Annotated in this window: 20 protein-coding genes and 1 pseudogene; all 21 read left to right on the top strand. The window is 69.5% G+C overall.

Going from position 1 to position 17,830, the window contains the following annotated elements; all coding sequences use genetic code 11:
- Nucleotides 1-12: 12 nt before the first annotated feature.
- Nucleotides 13-723: pseudogene (cybH, locus tag HTA01S_RS09450) on the top strand (Ni/Fe-hydrogenase, b-type cytochrome subunit); the annotation flags it as partial.
- Complete coding sequence (locus HTA01S_RS25515; protein WP_218017337.1) at nucleotides 712-1,074, top strand: HigA family addiction module antitoxin; 363 nt, start codon at nucleotides 712-714, stop codon at nucleotides 1,072-1,074. The pseudogene cybH and the gene HTA01S_RS25515, both read left to right, overlap by 12 nt.
- Before the next feature lie 20 nt (nucleotides 1,075-1,094).
- Nucleotides 1,095-1,772 (top strand): HyaD/HybD family hydrogenase maturation endopeptidase, encoded by a 678-nt coding sequence (locus tag HTA01S_RS09445; protein ID WP_068169926.1) that lies wholly within the window; start codon nucleotides 1,095-1,097, stop codon nucleotides 1,770-1,772.
- A 15-nt stretch (nucleotides 1,773-1,787) separates the two neighbouring features.
- Nucleotides 1,788-2,189 carry a HypC/HybG/HupF family hydrogenase formation chaperone gene (locus HTA01S_RS09440; RefSeq protein ID WP_322788361.1) on the top strand — a complete coding sequence of 134 codons (402 nt, stop codon included), beginning with the start codon at nucleotides 1,788-1,790 and terminating at the stop codon, nucleotides 2,187-2,189.
- Nucleotides 2,186-2,686 carry a thioredoxin domain-containing protein gene (locus HTA01S_RS09435; RefSeq protein ID WP_068169923.1) on the top strand — a complete coding sequence of 167 codons (501 nt, stop codon included), beginning with the start codon at nucleotides 2,186-2,188 and terminating at the stop codon, nucleotides 2,684-2,686. The genes HTA01S_RS09440 and HTA01S_RS09435 overlap by 4 nt, the downstream gene beginning before the upstream one ends.
- Before the next feature lie 25 nt (nucleotides 2,687-2,711).
- A complete protein-coding gene (locus HTA01S_RS09430) occupies nucleotides 2,712-3,593 on the top strand; it encodes a hydrogenase expression/formation protein (RefSeq protein WP_068169918.1) in 882 nt (293 codons plus the stop codon).
- 2 nt (nucleotides 3,594-3,595) lie between these two features.
- On the top strand, nucleotides 3,596-3,835 hold the full coding sequence (locus HTA01S_RS09425; RefSeq protein ID WP_068169916.1) for a rubredoxin: 240 nt from the start codon (nucleotides 3,596-3,598) through the stop codon (nucleotides 3,833-3,835).
- A 184-nt stretch (nucleotides 3,836-4,019) separates the two neighbouring features.
- Entirely contained in the window at nucleotides 4,020-4,571 is a 552-nt protein-coding gene (gene hybE, locus HTA01S_RS09420) for a [NiFe]-hydrogenase assembly chaperone HybE (protein WP_068169913.1), read from the top strand.
- Nucleotides 4,568-5,746 carry a hypothetical protein gene (locus HTA01S_RS09415; RefSeq protein ID WP_068169908.1) on the top strand — a complete coding sequence of 393 codons (1,179 nt, stop codon included), beginning with the start codon at nucleotides 4,568-4,570 and terminating at the stop codon, nucleotides 5,744-5,746. Before hybE ends, HTA01S_RS09415 begins: the two co-directional genes overlap by 4 nt.
- Complete coding sequence (locus HTA01S_RS09410; protein ID WP_068169905.1) at nucleotides 5,739-6,086, top strand: hydrogenase maturation nickel metallochaperone HypA/HybF; 348 nt, start codon at nucleotides 5,739-5,741, stop codon at nucleotides 6,084-6,086. The genes HTA01S_RS09415 and HTA01S_RS09410 overlap by 8 nt, the downstream gene beginning before the upstream one ends.
- A gap of 19 nt (nucleotides 6,087-6,105) precedes the next feature.
- Nucleotides 6,106-7,098: a hydrogenase nickel incorporation protein HypB gene (gene hypB, locus HTA01S_RS09405; RefSeq protein WP_068169901.1), complete on the top strand. Its 993-nt coding sequence runs from the start codon at nucleotides 6,106-6,108 to the stop codon at nucleotides 7,096-7,098.
- Between the two features lie 13 nt (nucleotides 7,099-7,111).
- A complete protein-coding gene (locus tag HTA01S_RS09400) occupies nucleotides 7,112-8,263 on the top strand; it encodes a Kae1-like domain-containing protein (protein ID WP_068169895.1) in 1,152 nt (383 codons plus the stop codon).
- The gene (locus HTA01S_RS09395) at nucleotides 8,254-8,493 is read left to right on the top strand and encodes a HypC/HybG/HupF family hydrogenase formation chaperone (protein ID WP_068169892.1); all 240 of its coding nucleotides are present in this window, start codon (nucleotides 8,254-8,256) and stop codon (nucleotides 8,491-8,493) included. Before HTA01S_RS09400 ends, HTA01S_RS09395 begins: the two co-directional genes overlap by 10 nt.
- Nucleotides 8,490-9,653 carry a hydrogenase formation protein HypD gene (hypD, locus tag HTA01S_RS09390; protein WP_068169885.1) on the top strand — a complete coding sequence of 388 codons (1,164 nt, stop codon included), beginning with the start codon at nucleotides 8,490-8,492 and terminating at the stop codon, nucleotides 9,651-9,653. The genes HTA01S_RS09395 and hypD overlap by 4 nt, the downstream gene beginning before the upstream one ends.
- A complete protein-coding gene (gene hypE, locus HTA01S_RS09385; RefSeq protein ID WP_068169881.1) occupies nucleotides 9,650-10,762 on the top strand; it encodes a hydrogenase expression/formation protein HypE in 1,113 nt (370 codons plus the stop codon). Before hypD ends, hypE begins: the two co-directional genes overlap by 4 nt.
- Before the next feature lie 164 nt (nucleotides 10,763-10,926).
- On the top strand, nucleotides 10,927-11,433 hold the full coding sequence (locus HTA01S_RS09380) for a hypothetical protein (protein ID WP_068169877.1): 507 nt from the start codon (nucleotides 10,927-10,929) through the stop codon (nucleotides 11,431-11,433).
- Between the two features lie 7 nt (nucleotides 11,434-11,440).
- Complete coding sequence (locus tag HTA01S_RS09375) at nucleotides 11,441-13,330, top strand: enoyl-CoA hydratase-related protein (protein WP_068169874.1); 1,890 nt, start codon at nucleotides 11,441-11,443, stop codon at nucleotides 13,328-13,330.
- Nucleotides 13,327-14,787, top strand: a complete 1,461-nt coding sequence (locus HTA01S_RS09370; RefSeq protein WP_279338449.1) for a sigma-54-dependent transcriptional regulator — start codon at nucleotides 13,327-13,329, stop codon at nucleotides 14,785-14,787. Before HTA01S_RS09375 ends, HTA01S_RS09370 begins: the two co-directional genes overlap by 4 nt.
- A complete protein-coding gene (locus HTA01S_RS09365) occupies nucleotides 14,784-16,607 on the top strand; it encodes an NAD(P)H-dependent oxidoreductase subunit E (RefSeq protein ID WP_068169872.1) in 1,824 nt (607 codons plus the stop codon). The genes HTA01S_RS09370 and HTA01S_RS09365 overlap by 4 nt, the downstream gene beginning before the upstream one ends.
- Nucleotides 16,604-17,302, top strand: a complete 699-nt coding sequence (locus HTA01S_RS09360; RefSeq protein ID WP_068169870.1) for a 2Fe-2S iron-sulfur cluster-binding protein — start codon at nucleotides 16,604-16,606, stop codon at nucleotides 17,300-17,302. The genes HTA01S_RS09365 and HTA01S_RS09360 overlap by 4 nt, the downstream gene beginning before the upstream one ends.
- Entirely contained in the window at nucleotides 17,299-17,826 is a 528-nt protein-coding gene (locus tag HTA01S_RS09355) for an NADH-quinone oxidoreductase subunit B family protein (protein ID WP_068169866.1), read from the top strand. Before HTA01S_RS09360 ends, HTA01S_RS09355 begins: the two co-directional genes overlap by 4 nt.
- Nucleotides 17,827-17,830 lie beyond the last annotated feature (4 nt).

Genomic DNA, 17,830 nt, shown 5'->3' with positions numbered 1-17,830 from the left:
TTGGAGGCCACCATGTCCACCACGTCCCCCGAACGACTCGCCGATGTCACCGGCATCGACGAGAGCGCCGTCTCGCACGGCCAGACCACCAAGTCGGTCTATGTGTACGAAGCGCCCGTGCGCCTCTGGCACTGGATCAACGCCGCGTCCATCACCGTGCTGGCCCTCACCGGCTATTTCATCGGCCAGCCGCTGCCCACCATGCCCGGCGAGGCCAGTGCGAACTACCTCATGGGCTACATCCGTTTCGCGCACTTCACGGCAGGCTACCTGCTGGCCGTGGGCCTGCTCGGCCGCGCCTACTGGGCACTGGTCGGCAACCACCACGCGCGCGAAATCTTCTGGGTGCCGATCTTCCAGAGGGCCTACTGGAACGAGGTGCTCACCATGTTCAAGTGGTACGCCTTCCTGATCCCGCGGCCGGGCCGCTACGTGGGCCACAACCCGCTGGCGCGGCTGGCCATGTTCGCGGGCTTCCTGATGCTCTCGATCTTCATGGTGGTCACTGGCTTTGCGCTGTATGGCGAAGGCTCACAGATGGGCTCGTGGCAGGAGCGGATGTTCGGCTGGGTGATCCCGCTGTTTGGCCAGAGCCAGGACGTGCACACCTGGCACCGCATGGGCATGTGGGCGCTGATCATCTTCATCGTCCTGCACGTGTACGCCGCGATCCGCGAAGACATCATGGGGCGGCAGAGCATCGTGTCGACCATGATTTCTGGCCGTCTTTTAAAGACTGAAGCCATGAAGCCGGTTGCCGTCAGCTGGTCCATCCCGCCGCGGGGCGTGCCGGTGCGCACGCCCATGCACCCGGGGCGGCTGCTGGCGCGCACCTGCCTCGCGCCGCTGGGCTTGAGCCAGAGCGAGGCGGCCCGGGTGCTGGGCCTGTCGCGTCGCCGCCTGCACGAGCTGGTGCATGGCCAGCGGGCGATGTCGCCCGACACCGCCATCCGTTGCGCGCGCCAGTTCGGCATCGACGCCGGCTTCTGGCTCGCGCACCAGGCCGCCTGGGACAGCTTCCACGCCTGGAAGCGCCTCTGTTCCGGTTCGGTCACCCCTTCCGTCTCCCACTGAGTTTTTCGGGACCACCCACCATGAGCGCCCATCCGTCCGAATCCACCTGTCACCCAGGTGGTGACACCCCCGCCCAGCCGCAGACCATCGTCGTGCTCGGCATCGGCAACCTGCTCTGGGCCGACGAAGGTTTTGGCGTGCGCTGCATCGAAGCGCTGCAGCGCCGCTACGAGTTCGCCGAACACGTGTCGCTCATCGACGGCGGCACGCAGGGCCTGTACCTGATCCAGCACGTGCAGGCGGCCGACGCGCTGCTGATCTTCGACGCCATCGACTACGGCCTGGAGCCCGGCACGTTGAAAGAGGTGCGCGACGACGACGTGCCGCGCTTCATGGGCGCCAAGAAGATGAGCCTGCACCAGACCGGCTTCCAGGAAGTGCTGTCGCTCGCGCAGCTCACCGGCAAGTACCCGACGAACGTGCTGCTGATCGGCTGCCAGCCGCAGGAGCTGGAAGACTACGGCGGCAGCCTGCGGCCGGTCGTGAAGGCCGCGATGGAAGAGGCGCTGGCCCTGGGTGTGGACCAGATCGCGCGCTGGGGCGGCGAGCCTGCGCCACGCAGTACGCCGCTGGGCGAACGCGAGGCCGTGACGATGGACGAACTCGCGCTCGCCGCCTACGAAACGCATCGCCCGGCTCCTGAGCAGGCGTGCCGCGAAGGCGACGAACGCTTCTTCCCCACGACGGTGGAGCACTGAACCATGTGCATCGGCATGCCCATGCAAGTCACCGCCATCGAGCCCGGCCACGCCTGGTGCGAAGGCCGCGGCGAGCGCCGCCGCGTGACCACCGCGCTGGTCGGTCCGCTGGAGGTTGGCGACTGGTTGCTGGTGTTCCTGGGCGACGCCCGCGAGCGCATCGACGCCACCCGCGCTGCCGAGGTCAACAGCGCACTCGATCTGGTGCTCGGCGCCATGCAGGGCTTCGATGCCAGCGGCGACGCCGGCTTTGTTTTGCCTTCCCGGATGACCGCCGAACAGCTGAAGCAGCTCTCCGGTCAGACAGGCCCCCACGCTCCGCCGCTGCGCGGGTCGCTGCCCCCCGAGGGGGCTGGTTGGCCTTGGGGCGGCCCGGCGGCGAACCCTCTGAATTTCTACAAACAGGAGACCCCATGAACACCGCCACAGAAACCCCCAGCCGCGCCTTTGCGCTGCCCGTGCCCGACACCAACCCCGCGCCCCCGCTGGTGATGCGCCTGGCGCGCGACTTCGGTGCCGCCTGGGTGGATGAGACCACCGTGGCCGCGTGGAGCGCGGGCGGTGGCGACCGCGTCGTGCTGCTGGCCGGCGACCCGGTGCGTTTCCCCGAAGGCCAGGACGTGGCGGCGGTGTTGCCCGAACTCATGAAGAGTTTCCCCAACCGCTTCCAGATCGCCGTGGTGCCGCGCGACAACGAGGACGCGGTGGCGCGCCGCTACGGCTCGCAACGCTGGCCCACGCTGCTGTTCTTCCGCGACGGCCAGTACGTCACCGCCATCGCCGGCATGCAGGACTGGGACATGTACCTGAGCGGCGTGGCCGCCGCGCTCATCATGTCGCCCTCGCGCCCACCCACCATCGGCATCCCGGTGGTGAGCCAGGGCAGTACCAGCAGCGACAGCGGCTGCCATTGAACCGTCAGACCACCAAGGACACCCCATGAAAGACTTCCCCATTCCGCTCGTCGCCCTCGGCCCGGGCACCCAGTCCGAAGATCAGTCGCTGGACTACCTGCCGATGCCGAAAGACATGGACACCTACCGCCCGCCGGTGTTGCCCGAACCCGAAGAGCTGGCCGGGCGCGACGCGGCCCGCGCGGTGCTCGGCCAGGTGTTGGCGCTGCTCGACCGCACGGCCGAGCGTGGCCCCGGCGGCCAGGTGTCGCTGACCGCGTTGCCCGCGGCCGACCTGCGGCTGGTCAACCAGATCCTGGGCGAAGGCGAGGCCAGCGCCCTGGTGCGCGAAGAGGACGGTGCGCTCGAAGTGCGCATCCAGGAGTCGGTGCTCGCGGGCGTGTGGCGCCTCATCACCTTCCGCACCGTGGACGGCGAGCGCAACCTGATCGACGACGTGATCGAGGTCGGCCCGGTGCCTGCGCTGCTGCGCGCCATCGCGGTGGACGACGTGTGGCCGCAGGGCGCCATGCCGCACTGGGCCGGACCGCTGCCACCCAATGTGCAGAACGCGCCCCTGCTGGTGGAAGAGATCCGCGACCAGGTCGCGGGCTGGAAACCCGGCCAGGTCTCGCACGTGGTCAACCTCACGCTGCTGCCGGTCACGCCAGAAGACATCGGCTTTCTCGACCACCACCTCGGCACCGGCCGCGTGCTCATGCTCTCGCGCGGTTACGGCAACTGCCGCATCTCCAACACCCGCTTGCCCAACTGCTGGCGCGTGGTGTACTACAACTCGATGGACAAGGTCATCCTCAACACGGTTGAGGTGGTGGACATGCCCGAAGTGGCCATGGCCGCACCCGAAGACCTGCGCGATTCGCACGAGCGACTGGCCGACGTGATGAACTACTTAGAAGGAGTGTGACCATGGCCGGCGCGGACCACTCCAACGGGTTTGAAGGTTTTGAAGGCTCGTACCTCGGCAACCGCGACGTGCTCAAACCCGCCTCGCGCCTCGAATGCAAGATCTGCTGGTGGGTCTACGACCCGGCGCTCGGCGATCCGCAATGGCAGATCGTCCCCGGCACACCGTTCGCCGACCTGCCCGCGCATTGGCGATGCCCGAACTGCGATGGCGATGCCGAACAGTTCCTGATGCTGGAGTGATGGACTTGGAACACTTCCGCAGACCCTCACCGGCCTTCGACCCGCTCAGGACAGGCCAAGCCTCTCCCGCGAGCGGTAGAGGGGGCGTCACTCCCTCGCCCCTCTGGGGAGAGGGTTGGGGTGAGGGGCCAGCCGCGCCAACCGCGTGTATCGCAGGCAGTGGGCAACGCGAGGGACAACAGTCATGAGCCCGCTCACCCGCACAGACACCCCCGCAGTCACACCTGCGCAGCTGGCCGCACGCGTGCAGACCCTCGTGGACTTCTACCGCCACGTGCAAAACGAACGCATGCAAGGCATCCCCTTGCTCAACCCCGCGCTGCATGTCGAATCCGTGGGTTTTGAATGGGCCGCTGGCGCGGAGGAAACTGCAGATGCGGTGGCCGAAGGCGTGCTCATCACCCCCTGGTTCATGAGCCTGCTGCGCCTGCCTTCGGTCAACCTGCCCCACGGCAACCGCGTGGGGCGCAAGGCCGTGCATGGCTTCGGCAGCGAACGGTTCGATTTCATCGGCGCGCACGACCCCGCCATCGGCTACCACGAGACCTGCGCGCTGTTTTCGCCCATGAACGGTTTCACCAGCCAGAACCTGGCGCGCGAGACCGCGCTGGCTTCGCTGGCCCTGGTCCGTCTCCAGCCCGAATCCGACGCGGTGCCGCCCGTTGCGGCCGAGCCGCTGCCACCGCGCCGCGCCTTTTTCATGGCCCGCCGGCCAGACGCGGGAGCTGCTGTATGAGCACCGCGCTGTCCTCGCTGGCCGGCAGCCTCCGCGTGGCGCCGGGCGCATCGCTGCCGCTGGCCTTGCAGAGCAGCCGCCAGGACTGGGCGCCGCGCCTGGCCCACGGTCAGGCGGTAAGCGCCTTGCCCGGCCTGATGGCCAGCCTGTTCAACCTCTGCAGCCACGCGCACCGCCTGTGCTCGCAGCTCGCCTTCGAAGCCGCTTCGCCCGGCCTGTTGCCCGCACCCCAACAAGTGGCGCAGCGCCTGCGCACCGAGACCGCGCAGGAACACATCCGCCGCATCGGCCTGGACTGGCCACGCCTGCTGGCCGCCGAGTCCGGTCCTGCCCCCACCGCCTGGGCCGATGCCGCACACGCCGCGTTGCAACGCTGCCCGCTGCTGCTGCCAGCGGCCACGCTGCCGGCCGACCCCTGGCCCGCCACCCTCACCTGGTTGCAAGACGAGCTGCTGCAGATGCCGCCCCACACCTGGCTGCGTGCCTGGAATGCCTGCGGTGCCGATTGGCAAAACGACTGGAGCCGCCGCCACACGGGCTGGCTGCCCTCGTTGCTGCGCGCTGCGCGCGAGTCGGACCTGCCGAACACGCTGGCGCACGCCGACGCATTGCACGCCCATGCCGATGGGTCTGACCAGCGCACGCTGTCCGCCGCGCTGGCGCTCCAGCCCGGCTTCGCGCTGCGCCCGTTGTGGCACGGTGCCTGCGCCCACACCGGCAGCTGGACGCGCCTGAACGGCATGGACGTCGAGCTGCCCCTGAGTCCTTGGGCTCTGCTGGGCAGCCGCATCGCCGAGCTGATCCGCCTGTGCCAGCCCGACGCACCGGGCCAGAGCGGCGCCGGCTGGTTGTCGTTCGGTTCGCTCCGCACCGGGCCGGGCCAGGGCATGGCCTGGGTGGAGATGGCGCGTGGCCTGCTGGTGCACCAGGTGGAGATCGATCAACCGGCCGGCGATGCGCCGGCGCGCGTGGCCGCTTGCCGGGTGCTCGCGCCGACCGAATGGAATTTCCACCCGCAGGGTGTGGTGGCGCAAACCATCGCGGCGCTGGATGGGGGTGAACCCGTCGAAGACATCGAGCGCCGCGTGCGCCTGCTCATGGCCGCGTTCGACCCCTGCGTGCCGTTTGACGTGTCGCACGCTGTGCCGAGCCTGAAGGAGACGCAACATGCATGAAGCCAGCCTCGCCGGTGGCGTGTTGCAGCTGGTCGAAGACACGGCCGTGAGCGAAGGCTTTTCGCGCCTGCTGTCGCTGCGGCTCGAAGCCGGCCAGCTCGCGGGCGTGGACGTGCGGGCCCTGCGTTTCGCGCTGGAGAGCCTGGCGCCCGGCACCGTGCTCGACGGTGCCCAGATCGAGATCGAAGAACCCCCCGGCCAGGCCTGGTGCATGGGCTGTGCCCAGACGGTGGCCATCGCCCAGCGCGGCGACGCCTGCCCGGGTTGCGGCGGCTACCAGCTACAACCTACGGGCGGTATGGAATTGCGTGTCATAGACATGCAAGTCAGTGATGATTGAGTGAACCAGGAGACAGACCATGTGTGTCGTTTGTGGATGCAGTGACAACAGCCCGGCCCATGCCCGGCATATCCATTCCCACGAGGGCGAGGCCGGCGTGGTGCAGGTGAACCCCGGCAACGGCGACCTGCATTTCGGCGCGGGTGCGGCCCGCGTCTCGGTGCCGGGCATGAGCCAGGCGCGCGCCATCAAGCTGGAGACCGACATCCTCGGCGCCAACAACCGCGTGGCGTTGCAGAACCGGTCCCACTTTGAAGCGCACGGTGTGACCGCGCTCAACTTCGTGTCGAGCCCCGGCTCGGGCAAGACCACGCTGCTCTGCGCGACCATCGAAGCGCTCAAGGCCCACGCGCCCGGCCTGCACGTCGCGGTGATCGAAGGCGACCAGCAGACCAGCTTCGATGCCGACCGCATCCGCGCCACCGGCGCGCCCGCGATCCAGGTCAACACCGGCAAGGGCTGCCACCTCGACGCGCCCATGGTGAGCGAAGCCTTCGCGCAGTTGCACAGTCATGACCATCACGATCTCGGGCATGGCCACTCGCACGGTCACCACCACGGCGACGAACATAGCCTGCTGTTCATCGAAAACGTGGGCAACCTGGTCTGCCCCGCCGTGTGGGACCTGGGCGAAGCCGCCAAGGTCGCCATCCTTTCGGTGACCGAGGGCGAAGACAAGCCGCTCAAGTACCCCGACATGTTCGCGGCGGCACAGCTCATGATCCTCAACAAGACCGACCTGCTGCCGCACGTGAAATTCGACGTCGCGCGCTGCATCGAACTCGCCCGCCGCGTGAACCCCACCATCGAGATCCTGCAGCTCTCGGCCACCACCGGCGAAGGCATGGACGCCTGGCTGCACTGGCTGGACCACGCCATGGGCCACGGCCATCACCACCACGAAGAGCCCGCGCCTTCGGCATCCGAAGCGGCGCTGCGGGATCGTGTGGCGCAGCTGGAAGCCGAACTCGCGCGAGCGCGCGCAGCGTTGTCTGCAGACGCCACACTCTGACCCGCCGCCCGCCATGAACACCGCACCTTTGCCCCCAGTGCTCGCCTGCGGCGCCTGGTTGAAGAACGCCGCCTGCCTGCTGGTGGATGGCACACCGATCTGGTCGGCGGTGCACGGTGATCTCAGCGACCCGGCGGCCTGCGCCGCGCTCGAAGCCTCGGTGGAGGCCCTGCTGGCCGGCCACGGCGCGCCCATCGCCGCCGTGGCGCACGACCTGCACCCCGACTTCTTCAGTACCCAGCTCGCGGTGCAGCTCGCCAGTTCGCTGGGCGTGCCCGCCATCGGCGTGCAGCACCACCACGCGCACATCGCTGCTGTTGTCGCTGAGCACGGCATCAACGGCCCGGTCATCGGCCTCGCGCTCGACGGCGTGGGCCTGGGCACCGACGGCCAAGCCTGGGGCGGTGAACTGCTCTGGGTGGACGGCGTGCAGTGGCAGCGCCTCGGCCACCTGGTGCCGCTGGCGCTGCCCGGCGGCGACCGCGCCGCACGCGAGCCCTGGCGCATGGCGGCGAGCGCGCTGCACGCGATGGGCCGTGGTGAGCAGATCGCTTCACGCTTCGCGCCGCAAGTCGGTGAGGCGGTGGCCGCTGGCGTGCAGCAGATGCTGGCCAAAAACCTGAACTGCCCGGCCACCAGCAGCACCGGCCGCTGGTTCGACGCGGCGGCCGGCGCGTTGGGTCTGAGCGTTCGCCAGGCCGACGAAGCACAAGCCGCCATCGCGCTCGAAGCCGCCGCTGCGCGCTGGCTCGAACAAAACCCCCACTCCGAACCACTGCACGGCGTGCGCATCGACGCCCAGAACCGTCTCGACCTGCGCGGCCTCATGCCCGCGCTGTTCGACGCCAGCCCCGATGGCGTGGACGCAGCCGCCGCGGGCTTCCACCTCGCGCTGGCCGACGCGCTGGCCGACTGGGCTGTCCGTGCCGCCATGGAACGCGGCAGCCGCGACGTGTGTCTCGGTGGCGGCTGCTTCTTCAACCGCGTCCTGCGTGAGCGCGTGACCACGCGCTTGCAGGCGGCAGTGTTGCGAGTGCACAGGCCACTCGAAAAAGGCTGCGGCGACGCCGGTCTCGCGCTCGGCCAGGCTTGGGTCGCCGCCCAGCAGCTGGTCGCGACCGCCCCACAAGAACACACCACGAAGGAACCCGAACCATGTGTCTAGCCATTCCCGCGCTCCTGGTGGAGCTGCGCCCCAACGACCAGGCTGTGGTGAACCTCGGCGGCATCCGCAAGGAAATTTCCATCGCCCTGGTGGCCGACGTGCAGGTGGGCGACTACGTGATCGTGCACGTGGGCCACGCCATCGGCGTGATCGACCCGGAGGAAGCTGAGAAGACCCTGGCCTTGTTTGCCGAGATGCAGGCGCTTGAAGGCGCGGAGGTCCAGCCATGAAATACATCGACGAATTCCGCGACGGCGATCTCGCCCGCCAGATTGGCGCGCGCATCGCTGCCGAAGCGCACCCGGACCGCCGCTACAGCTTCATGGAGTTCTGCGGTGGTCACACACACGCCATCAGCCGCTACGGCGTGCTGGAGCTGCTGCCGACCAACGTGCGCATGATCCACGGCCCGGGCTGCCCGGTCTGCGTGCTGCCCATCGGCCGCATCGACCTCGCGATCCGCCTCGCGCTGGAGCGTGGCGCCATCGTCTGCACCTACGGCGACACCATGCGCGTGCCGGCCTCCGACAGTCTCTCGCTCATCAAGGCCAAGGCGCGCGGCGGCGACATCCGCATGGTCTATTCCGCCGCCGACGCCATGGCCATCGCACGCGCGAACCCGCAGCGCGAGGTGGTGTTCTTCGCCATCGGTTTCGAGACCACCACGCCGCCCACGGCGCTCGCCATCCGCGACGCGGCGCGCGAGGGACTGGCCAACTTCAGTGTGTTGTGCTGCCACGTGCTCACGCCCTCGGCCATCACCCACATCCTCGAATCGCCCGAGGTGCGCCAGCTCGGCACCGTGCCCATCGACGGCTTCATCGGCCCGGCGCACGTGAGCATCGTCATCGGCTCCGCGCCCTACGACCACTTCGCCGAGGAGTACCGCAAGCCGGTGGTGATCGCCGGCTTCGAACCGCTGGACGTGATGCAGGCGATCCTGATGCTGGTGCGCCAGGTCAACGAGGGCCGCGCCCACGTGGAAAACGAATTCACCCGCGCGGTCACGCCCGAGGGCAACCTCAAGGCGCAGGCCCTGGTGTCCGAGGTGTTCGAGCTGCGGCCGAGCTTCGAGTGGCGTGGCCTGGGCGAGGTGCCCTACAGCGCGCTCAAGATCCGGGAGGCCTTTGCCGCCTTCGACGCCGAACGCCGTTTCGACCTGAGCTACACGCCCGTGGCCGACAACAAGGCCTGCGAGTGCGGCGCTATCCTCCGTGGCGTGAAGAAGCCGACCGACTGCAAGATTTTCGGCACCGTCTGCACGCCGGAAAACCCGGTCGGCTCCTGCATGGTGTCGAGCGAAGGCGCTTGCGCCGCGCACTACACCTACGGCCGTTTCCGCGACATCCCCATCGTCGCCGCCACCGCCACCGAAGAGGTCACCCCATGAGAACCGACATCGAACAACCGGCCGGTGGCGAGGCGCCCGCGCCCCAGCCGGTGAAGAAGAACTACATCCGGCCGCTGGACATCAAACACGGCCGCATCGACATGAGCCACGGCGCGGGCGGCAAAGCCGCGGCACAGTTGATCGAGGAGCTGTTCCTCGCGGCCTTCGACAACGAATTCCTGCGCCAGGGCGACGACGGTGCGGTGCTGGCGCTGCCTGCCTTCGACCCGGCGCAGGGCCGCCTCGTGATGGCCACCGACGGTCACGTGATCTCGCCGCTGTTCTTCCCCGGTGGCGACATCGGCTGCCTCTCGGTGCACGGCACGGTGAACGACGTGGCGATGTCGGGCGCAAAGCCGCTGTACCTGAGCGCGAGCTTCATCATCGAAGAAGGCTTCCCGCTGATCGACCTGCAGCGCATCGTGAAGAGCATGGCCGCCGCGTCGCGCGAGGCCGGCGTGCCCGTGGTCACCGGCGACACCAAGGTGGTGGAGCAGGGCAAAGGCGACGGCGTGTTCATCAGCACCACCGGCGTCGGCGTGCTGCCGCCGGGCGTGCACATCAGCGGGCGCAACGCGCGGCCGGGCGACGTGCTGCTGCTCTCGGGCAGCATCGGCGACCACGGCGTGGCGGTGCTCTCGAAGCGCGAATCGCTGGCCTTCGAGACCACCATCGAGAGCGACACCGCCGCGCTGCACACCTTGGTGGCGGCCATGCTGGCCGCCGCACCCGGCGCGGTGCGCGTGCTGCGCGACCCCACGCGCGGCGGCCTCGCCACCACGCTCAACGAGGTGGCGCGCCAGTCGGGTGTGGGCATGCTGCTGCAGGAGGCCGCCATCCCCGTCAAGCCGCAGGTGGACGCGGCCTGCGAGTTGCTGGGGCTGGACCCGCTCTACGTCGCCAACGAAGGCAAGCTGATCGCGGTGGTGTCGCCCGAATTCGCTGAAACAGTGCTCGCCGCGATGCGTACGCACCCGCTGGGGCAGGACGCGGCACGCATCGGCGAAGTGACGGCCGACCCGCACCACTTCGTGCAGATGGCCACGCGTTTTGGCGGGCGGCGGGTGGTGGACTGGCTGAGTGGGGAACAACTGCCACGGATTTGTTGATCCCCCCGCGCCGCCTGCGGCGTCACCCCCCCAGGGGGCAACGCTGGCGGCCCGGCAAAGCCGGTTCCGCGGCGTTCTGGGTGAGGCGCTGCACGCGCTCCGGAGCGGGGGCATGTTGGTCGTTGTTTTCGCCAGCCCATAACAAAAGAGACGAGGAGACGGGCATGTCGAGTGGGGTGTTTCAGAAGACCGAAAGCGGCAAGGCCGAGATCGCCCAGCGCAAGGCGGGGCTGTCGCCCGCCACGCGCACGGTGCTGATCATGGTCAATGGCAACGATTCGGTGAACGTGCTGGCGGCGCGTGGTCTGCCGCAGCTGCAGGGGCATCTGGACACGTTGCTGGCGCTGGGGTTGATCGAGCCGGTGGTGGCGCGTGCCGCGCCTGTGGCGCCACCGGCGAACGATGCCGAGCGGGCCGTCTCTGTCCCGGGTTCCGTGTTCGCACACGCGGCGCCCGCCGGACCCGGCCTGGACACGCTGCGCCGCCAGGCCATGGCCTATCTGGGCAACCATTTCGGGCCCGACACACCCCTCGTGGCCCAGGCCCTGCTGGCCGCGCGAACGGCCACCGAGTTCAACGCCGCACTCGACGGCATCGAGTCCAAACTCGCCATCTACATGGGGCGCAAGCAGGCCGCGCGCGAGCTGCAGGCGCTGCGCCCCGCCACCTGACCATTCGATGAACCCCTTGCGCATCCTCCTGCTCTGCCACAGCTTCAACAGCCTCACCCAGCGGCTCTTCGCCGAGCTGCGCGCGGCGGGCCACACCCTGAGCGTGGAGCTCGACATCGCCGACAGCGTGACCGAAGAGGCCGTGGCCCTGTTCCGGCCCGACCTGGTGCTGGCGCCGTTTCTCAAGCGCCGCATCCCGCCAACGGTGTGGCAGCGCGTGACCTGCCTCGTGGTGCACCCCGGCCCGCCGGGCGACCAGGGGCCTTCGGCGCTGGACTGGGCGGTCTGGCGCGGCGAGCCGCACTGGGGTGTGACGGTGCTGCAGGGCAATGGCGATTTCGACGCCGGCCCGGTCTGGGCCCATGCCTCGTTTGACATGCGCCCGGCCACCAAGGGCAGCCTGTACCGGCGCGAGGTCACGCAGGCCGCGTTGCAGGCCACGCTGGCCGCCGTGCAGCGCTTCGCCGGTGGCGAGCGCGAGGCGCCACCGCTCCGATTCGCCGCCGGGCCGCCCCAAGGCGAATCAGCCCCCGAGGGGCTGAGCGCCGCGGCTCCGGACGTGCCTGCGCACGTCTGGACAGCGCGAATAGACGCTGACTCTGGCAGCGTCCCGTCCAGCGACCCGCGCAGCGGCGGAGCGTGGGGGCGTGGATGGCAGCCACTGCTGCGCCAGGGCGAACGCGCGATTGATTGGGCCACCGACAGCACGGCCACCGTGCTCGCGAAAATTCGCAGCGGCGATGGCCAGCCCGGTGTGCTCGACGCGCTCTGGGGCCAGCCCTGTTACCTGGGCGATGCGCATCCGGCCAGCGTCGCCACCATGGCCGAATTCAGCGACGGCGAACCCGGCGCCTTGCTGGCCGTGCGCGACGGCGCGCTGCTGCGCCGCACGGTGGACGGCGGCGTCTGGATCGGCCAGGCCCGGCGCGTCGATCCGCCAGAGACGGACCCGGCACACCGCAGTTTCAAGCAGGTGGCGGCCGAGCTGTTCGCCACGGAGGCGGCCAGCCTGCCGCAGCGCCCCGTGCCGCTGGAGCGCGCGCCCGACGAATGGGGCGAGCTGCGCTACACCGAACACGGCCCCGAAGGCGCGCGCGTGGGCTGCCTGGGCTTCGATTTCTACAACGGCGCCATGTCCACCGCGCGTTGCGAGCGCCTGCGCGCCGCGCTGCTGCAGGTGCGCGAGCGGCCCACACAGGTGTTGCTGCTGATGGGCGGCGAGGGCTTCTTCAGCAACGGCATCGACCTCAACAGCATCGAGGCCGCGGCCCACCGCCCGGGCGACAGCGCCGCCGACGCCTCCTGGCGCAACATCCAGGCCATGAACGACGTGGCGCTCGGTGTGCTGCAGACCACCGACCGGCTCACGGTCAGCGTGCTGCGCGGCAACGCGGGCGCCGGCGGTGCCTTTCTCGCGCTGGCGGCCGACCAGGTGTGGGCGCACGGCAGCGTGGTGCTCAACCCGCACTACAAGAACATGGGCAACCTGTACGGCTCCGAATACTGGACCTACCTGCTGCCGCGCCGCCTGGGTGAGGCCGGTGCGAAAGACCTGATGGCCCAGCGCCTGCCGCTGCTGGCCGCCGAGGCGCTGCGGATCGGCCTGATCGACCACAACGATGAGGGGGCGCGCGAAGGCTTCGAAGAACGTTGCCTGGAGCGCGCGCTGGCGTTGGCCGCCTCCTACAATCTGAACGGAGAGCTGGCGGCCAAACAGGCCCGGCGCGCGCAGGACGAAGCCCGCCGACCGCTGGCCCACTACCGTGAACAGGAACTGGCGCGCATGCACCGCAACTTCTACGGCTTCGATCCCAGCTACCACGTGGCGCGCCACCACTTCGTGCACAAGCAGCCGCACGCCTGGACCCCGAGGCACCTCGCGGTGCACCGGCTGTGACACCTCCACTCCTTCCCGAAGCCCTGCCCACCGTGCTCGTGGTGGACGACGAGGTGCGTTCGCAGGACGCGATGCGGCGCACGCTGGACGAAGATTTCACGGTCTTCACCGCCAGCAGCGCCGACGAGGCGCGTGGTCTGCTGCAGCGCCAGCCGGTGAGCGTGATCCTGTGCGACCAGCGCATGCCCGGGATGACGGGTGTGACCTTTCTCAAAGAGGTGCGCGAGCAGTGGCCGGAGACCGTGCGCATCGTCATCTCGGGCTACACCGATTCCGAAGACATCATTGCCGGCATCAACGAGGCCGGCATCTACCAGTACATCCTCAAGCCCTGGGCACCCGACCACCTGCTCGACTCGGTGCGCAACGCGGTGGAAGCGCAGACGCTGCAGCGCCAGACCAGCCGGCTCGACCTGGAGCTGCGCACCAGCAACCGCGTGCTGCGCCAGCGCACGGCCACACAGATGGCACAGGCGCGCAGCAGCTTCGGTTTCGACCGCATCGTGCGCGCACCGGGCAGCCCGCTGGACCTCGTCTGCGCCATGGCCGAGCGCACCGCGCGCTACGACATCCCGGTGCTGGTGCTGGGCGAGTCGGGCACCGGCAAGGAACTGCTGGCGCGTGCCATCCACTACGCCTCGCCCCGGCTCACCGGCCCCTTCGTGGTGGAAAACTGCGCCGCGATTCCCGACTCGCTGCTCGAATCCGAACTCTTTGGCCACAAGCGCGGTGCCTTCACCGGCGCCTACGAAGACCACCCGGGCCTGTTCCAGCGCGCCAGCGGCGGCACGGTGTTCCTCGATGAAATCGGCGAGACCTCGCCAGCGTTCCAGGTGAAGTTGCTGCGCGTGCTGCAGGAGGGTGAGGTGCGGCCCGTGGGCGGTGCTCGCCCGGTGCCGGTGGACGTGCGCGTGATCGCTGCCACCCACCGCCAGCTGGAGCAGCGCGTGCGCGACGGCCTGTTCCGCGAAGACCTGTACTACCGCATCGCCGGCATCACCATCACCGTGCCGCCGCTGCGCGAGCGTGTGGCCGACATTCCGCCCATTGCGCGCCAGTTGGTGCTGGACGTGGCCGCCGAACTCGGGCACCCGGGCGCGACCCTGCCCGATGAAGCCATGGCCTGCCTCGTGGCCTACCCCTGGCCGGGCAACATCCGCGAGCTGCGCAACGAGATCGCGCGTGCGCTGGCGCTGCACGACGGCACCCGGCTGGACGCCGCGGCCTTCTCCAGCCGCGTGTTGCAGGGCCGCGCCGCGGGTGGTGCCGACGACCTCACCGCGGCCATTCCGCAAAGCGGCACGCTGGGCGAACGGCTGGACGTGATCGAGGCCATGCTGCTGCGCGAAACCCTGCTGCGCCACCGCTGGAACAAGACCCGGGCGGCGCAGGAACTCGGCTTGTCGCGTGTGGGTTTGCGTAGCAAGATGCAACGTTTCGGATTGGACAAACCATGAGCCCCGACCACCACGCGCTCGCTGACGCGGTGCTGGCCCGCTGGGGCCACGACCCGCACGCGCTGGTCCAGGTGCTGCGCGAGACGCAGGCGTTGACCCACTGGCTGCCGCGCGCCTTGTTGACGCACATCGCGCAGGCGCTGCGCCTGCCGCTGGCCCAGGTCGAAGGCGTGGCCACGTTCTACCGTTTCTTCCACATCCGGCCTGTGGGTCGGCTGCGGGTGCTGTTCTCCGACAACATCACCGACCGCATGTTGGGCAGCGAGGCGCTGCTGGCCCGGCTCTGCGAGTGCCTCGGTGTGTCGCCGGGCGAGACCGATGCCCAGGGCCGGTTCAGCGTCGACCGGGCGTCGTGCACCGGCCTGTGCGACCAGGGTCCGGCGCTGCTGATCAACCACCACCAGGTCATCACCCGCCTCGATGCCGAGCGGGTGGATGCGCTCGCCGCGCTCATGCTGTCCGAAGTGCCGGTGGAGGACTGGCCTGCCGACTGGTTCCATGTGGACAACACAGTGCACCGTGCCGATGTGCTGCTGAGCGGGCTGCCGGCGCACGCGCCGGCCTTGCCCGCCGTGATCGCACGTGAGCCCCAGGCCCTGATCGACGAGCTGGCCCGCGCCGGACTGCGCGGCCGCGGTGGCGCTGGCTTCCCGACCGCGCGCAAGTGGCAGGCTTGTCGAGACGCTGACAGCGATGCCAGCGGCCCGCAGCGTTGCGTGGTCTGCAACGCCGACGAAGGCGAGCCCGGCACCTTCAAGGACCGCGTGCTGCTCAGCGAGCACGCCGACGCCGTGTTCGACGGCATGACCATCGCCGCGCGCGCCGTCGGCGCACAGCAGGGCTGGCTCTACCTGCGCGGCGAATACCGCTACCTGCTGCCGCAGCTGCAAGCCGTACTGGAGCGCCGCCGCGCGGACGGCCTGCTGGGCGCCAACGCCGCCGGCCTGGCCGGGTTGGACTTCGACATCGGCATCCACCTCGGCGCCGGGGCCTACGTCTGCGGCGAAGAGTCGGCGCTGATCGAATCGCTGGAAGGGAAACGCGGCACGCCACGCATCCGCCCGCCGTTTCCGGTGGAGCGCGGCTACCTGGGGCGCCCGACCGTGGTCAACAACGTCGAGACCTTCTGCGCCGTGGCCCACATCGCGCGGTGCGGTGGCGACTGGTGGGCCGCCATGGGCTCGGGCGCGTCCACCGGCACCAAGATCCACTCGGTCTCGGGCGACTGCGAGCGCCCCGGCCTCTACGAATACCCGCTGGGCACGCCGATCGCGCGCATCCTGGCCGACTGCGGCGCCCGCGACGCCCAGGCGGTGCAGGTGGGCGGCCCCTCGGGCACCTGCGTGCCCGCATCGGCTTTCGACCGGACCATCGCCTTCGACGACGTGCCCAGCGCCGGCGCCTTCATGGTCTTCAACGGCACGCGCGACCTGTTCGAGGTGGCGCACCACTTCGCCCGTTTCTTCGCCCACGAAAGCTGCGGGCTCTGCACGCCCTGCCGCGTGGGCACCGAGCTGGTGGTGCGGCGCCTGGACAAGCTCGCCCAGGCACGCGGTGCCGGTCGCGGCTCGGCCTTCGACCTGGAACGCCTGCACGAGCTGGATGAGCTGCTGCACAGCGGCACGCACTGCGGCCTCGGCGCCTCGGCCTGCAACCCGCTGCGCGACACGCTGGCCCACTTCGGAGAGGTCTACGCGTCGCGCACGACGACGCCACAGTTCGAACCCGAGTTCGATCTCGATGCCGAACTCTCGGCGGCCCGGCGCGTCACGGGTCGCACCGACCCGGGTGCCCACCTCAATACAGAGCATCTGTCATGACCGATGTGACGTCCCAACCCCTGTTCCAGTTCGACGGCCAGCCGGTGCCGCTGCAGCCCGGCGACACCATCCAGCAGGCCGCACAACGCGCTGGTCACGACGTGCCCCACCTGTGCTGGCACCCCGAGGTGTCGGCCAGCGCCTCCTGCCGGGTCTGCACGGTGCACGTGGACGGCCGGCCAGTCGCAGCCTGCACCACCGCCGCGGCTGCCGGGCAGCGCGTGGATTGCCACACCGCCGAACTGCGCGCGCAGCGGCTGCGCCTGCTGCAGATGCTCTTCGTCGAGGGCAACCACTTCTGCCCCGGCTGCGAAAAAAGCGGCCACTGCCTGCTGCAGCACCAGGCCGAACGCGCCGGTATGACCGATCTGCATTTCGAGACCCTGAACCCCGAGCGCCCGGTCGACGCCAGCCACCTCGATGTGCTGTTCGAGCCCAACCGCTGCATCCTGTGCCAGCTCTGCGTGCGCGCCAGCGACGAACTCGACGGCAAACAGGTGTTCGCCATCGGCGGCCACGGCATCGGCACGCATCTGCTGATCAACAGCGACAGCGGCCGGCTCGGTGACAGCGCGCTCTCGGTGGACGACCGTGCCGCCCACATCTGCCCGGTCGGCGCGCTGCTGCCCAAGCGGGTCGGGTTTGCGGTGCCCATCGGGCAACGGCCTTTCGACGACGCGGAGACGCGCGGATGAACGCGGAGACCCCCACCCCCCGCAAGCTGCGCGTGGCCACGGTCTCGCTGGCCGGCTGCTTTGGCTGCCACATGTCCTTTCTCGACATCGACGAGCGCCTGTTCGAGCTCATCGAACACATTCAGTTCGACCGCTCGCCGTTGACCGACATCAAGACCGTGGGCCCTTGCGATATCGGCCTGATTGAAGGCGGCCTGTGCAACGCCGAGAACGTCGAGGTGTTGCGCGCCTTCCGCGCCAACTGCCGCGTGCTGGTGGCCGTGGGCGCCTGCGCCATCACCGGCGGCCTGCCGGCTTTGCGCAACCACCTCGATGTGGGGGACATGCTGCAGGCGGTCTACGGTGAGGTCCCCAACGACCCCGAACTCCCGCTGCCGCTCAACAAGGTGCACCCCATCCACGAGGTGGTGCGCATCGACCACTCGCTGCCCGGTTGCCCGCCACCGGCGGACGCGTTCTGGCAACTGCTGCAGGACCTGATGGCCGGGCGCGAGCCCGCGCCAGGCCTGATCCGTTACGACTGATGCC

The organism is Hydrogenophaga taeniospiralis CCUG 15921 (genome assembly GCF_001592305.1).
Lineage (GTDB): Bacteria > Pseudomonadota > Gammaproteobacteria > Burkholderiales > Burkholderiaceae_C > Hydrogenophaga > Hydrogenophaga taeniospiralis.
Note: the sequence above shows the minus strand (reverse complement) of the source record. Positions and strands in the feature narration are given on the sequence as shown.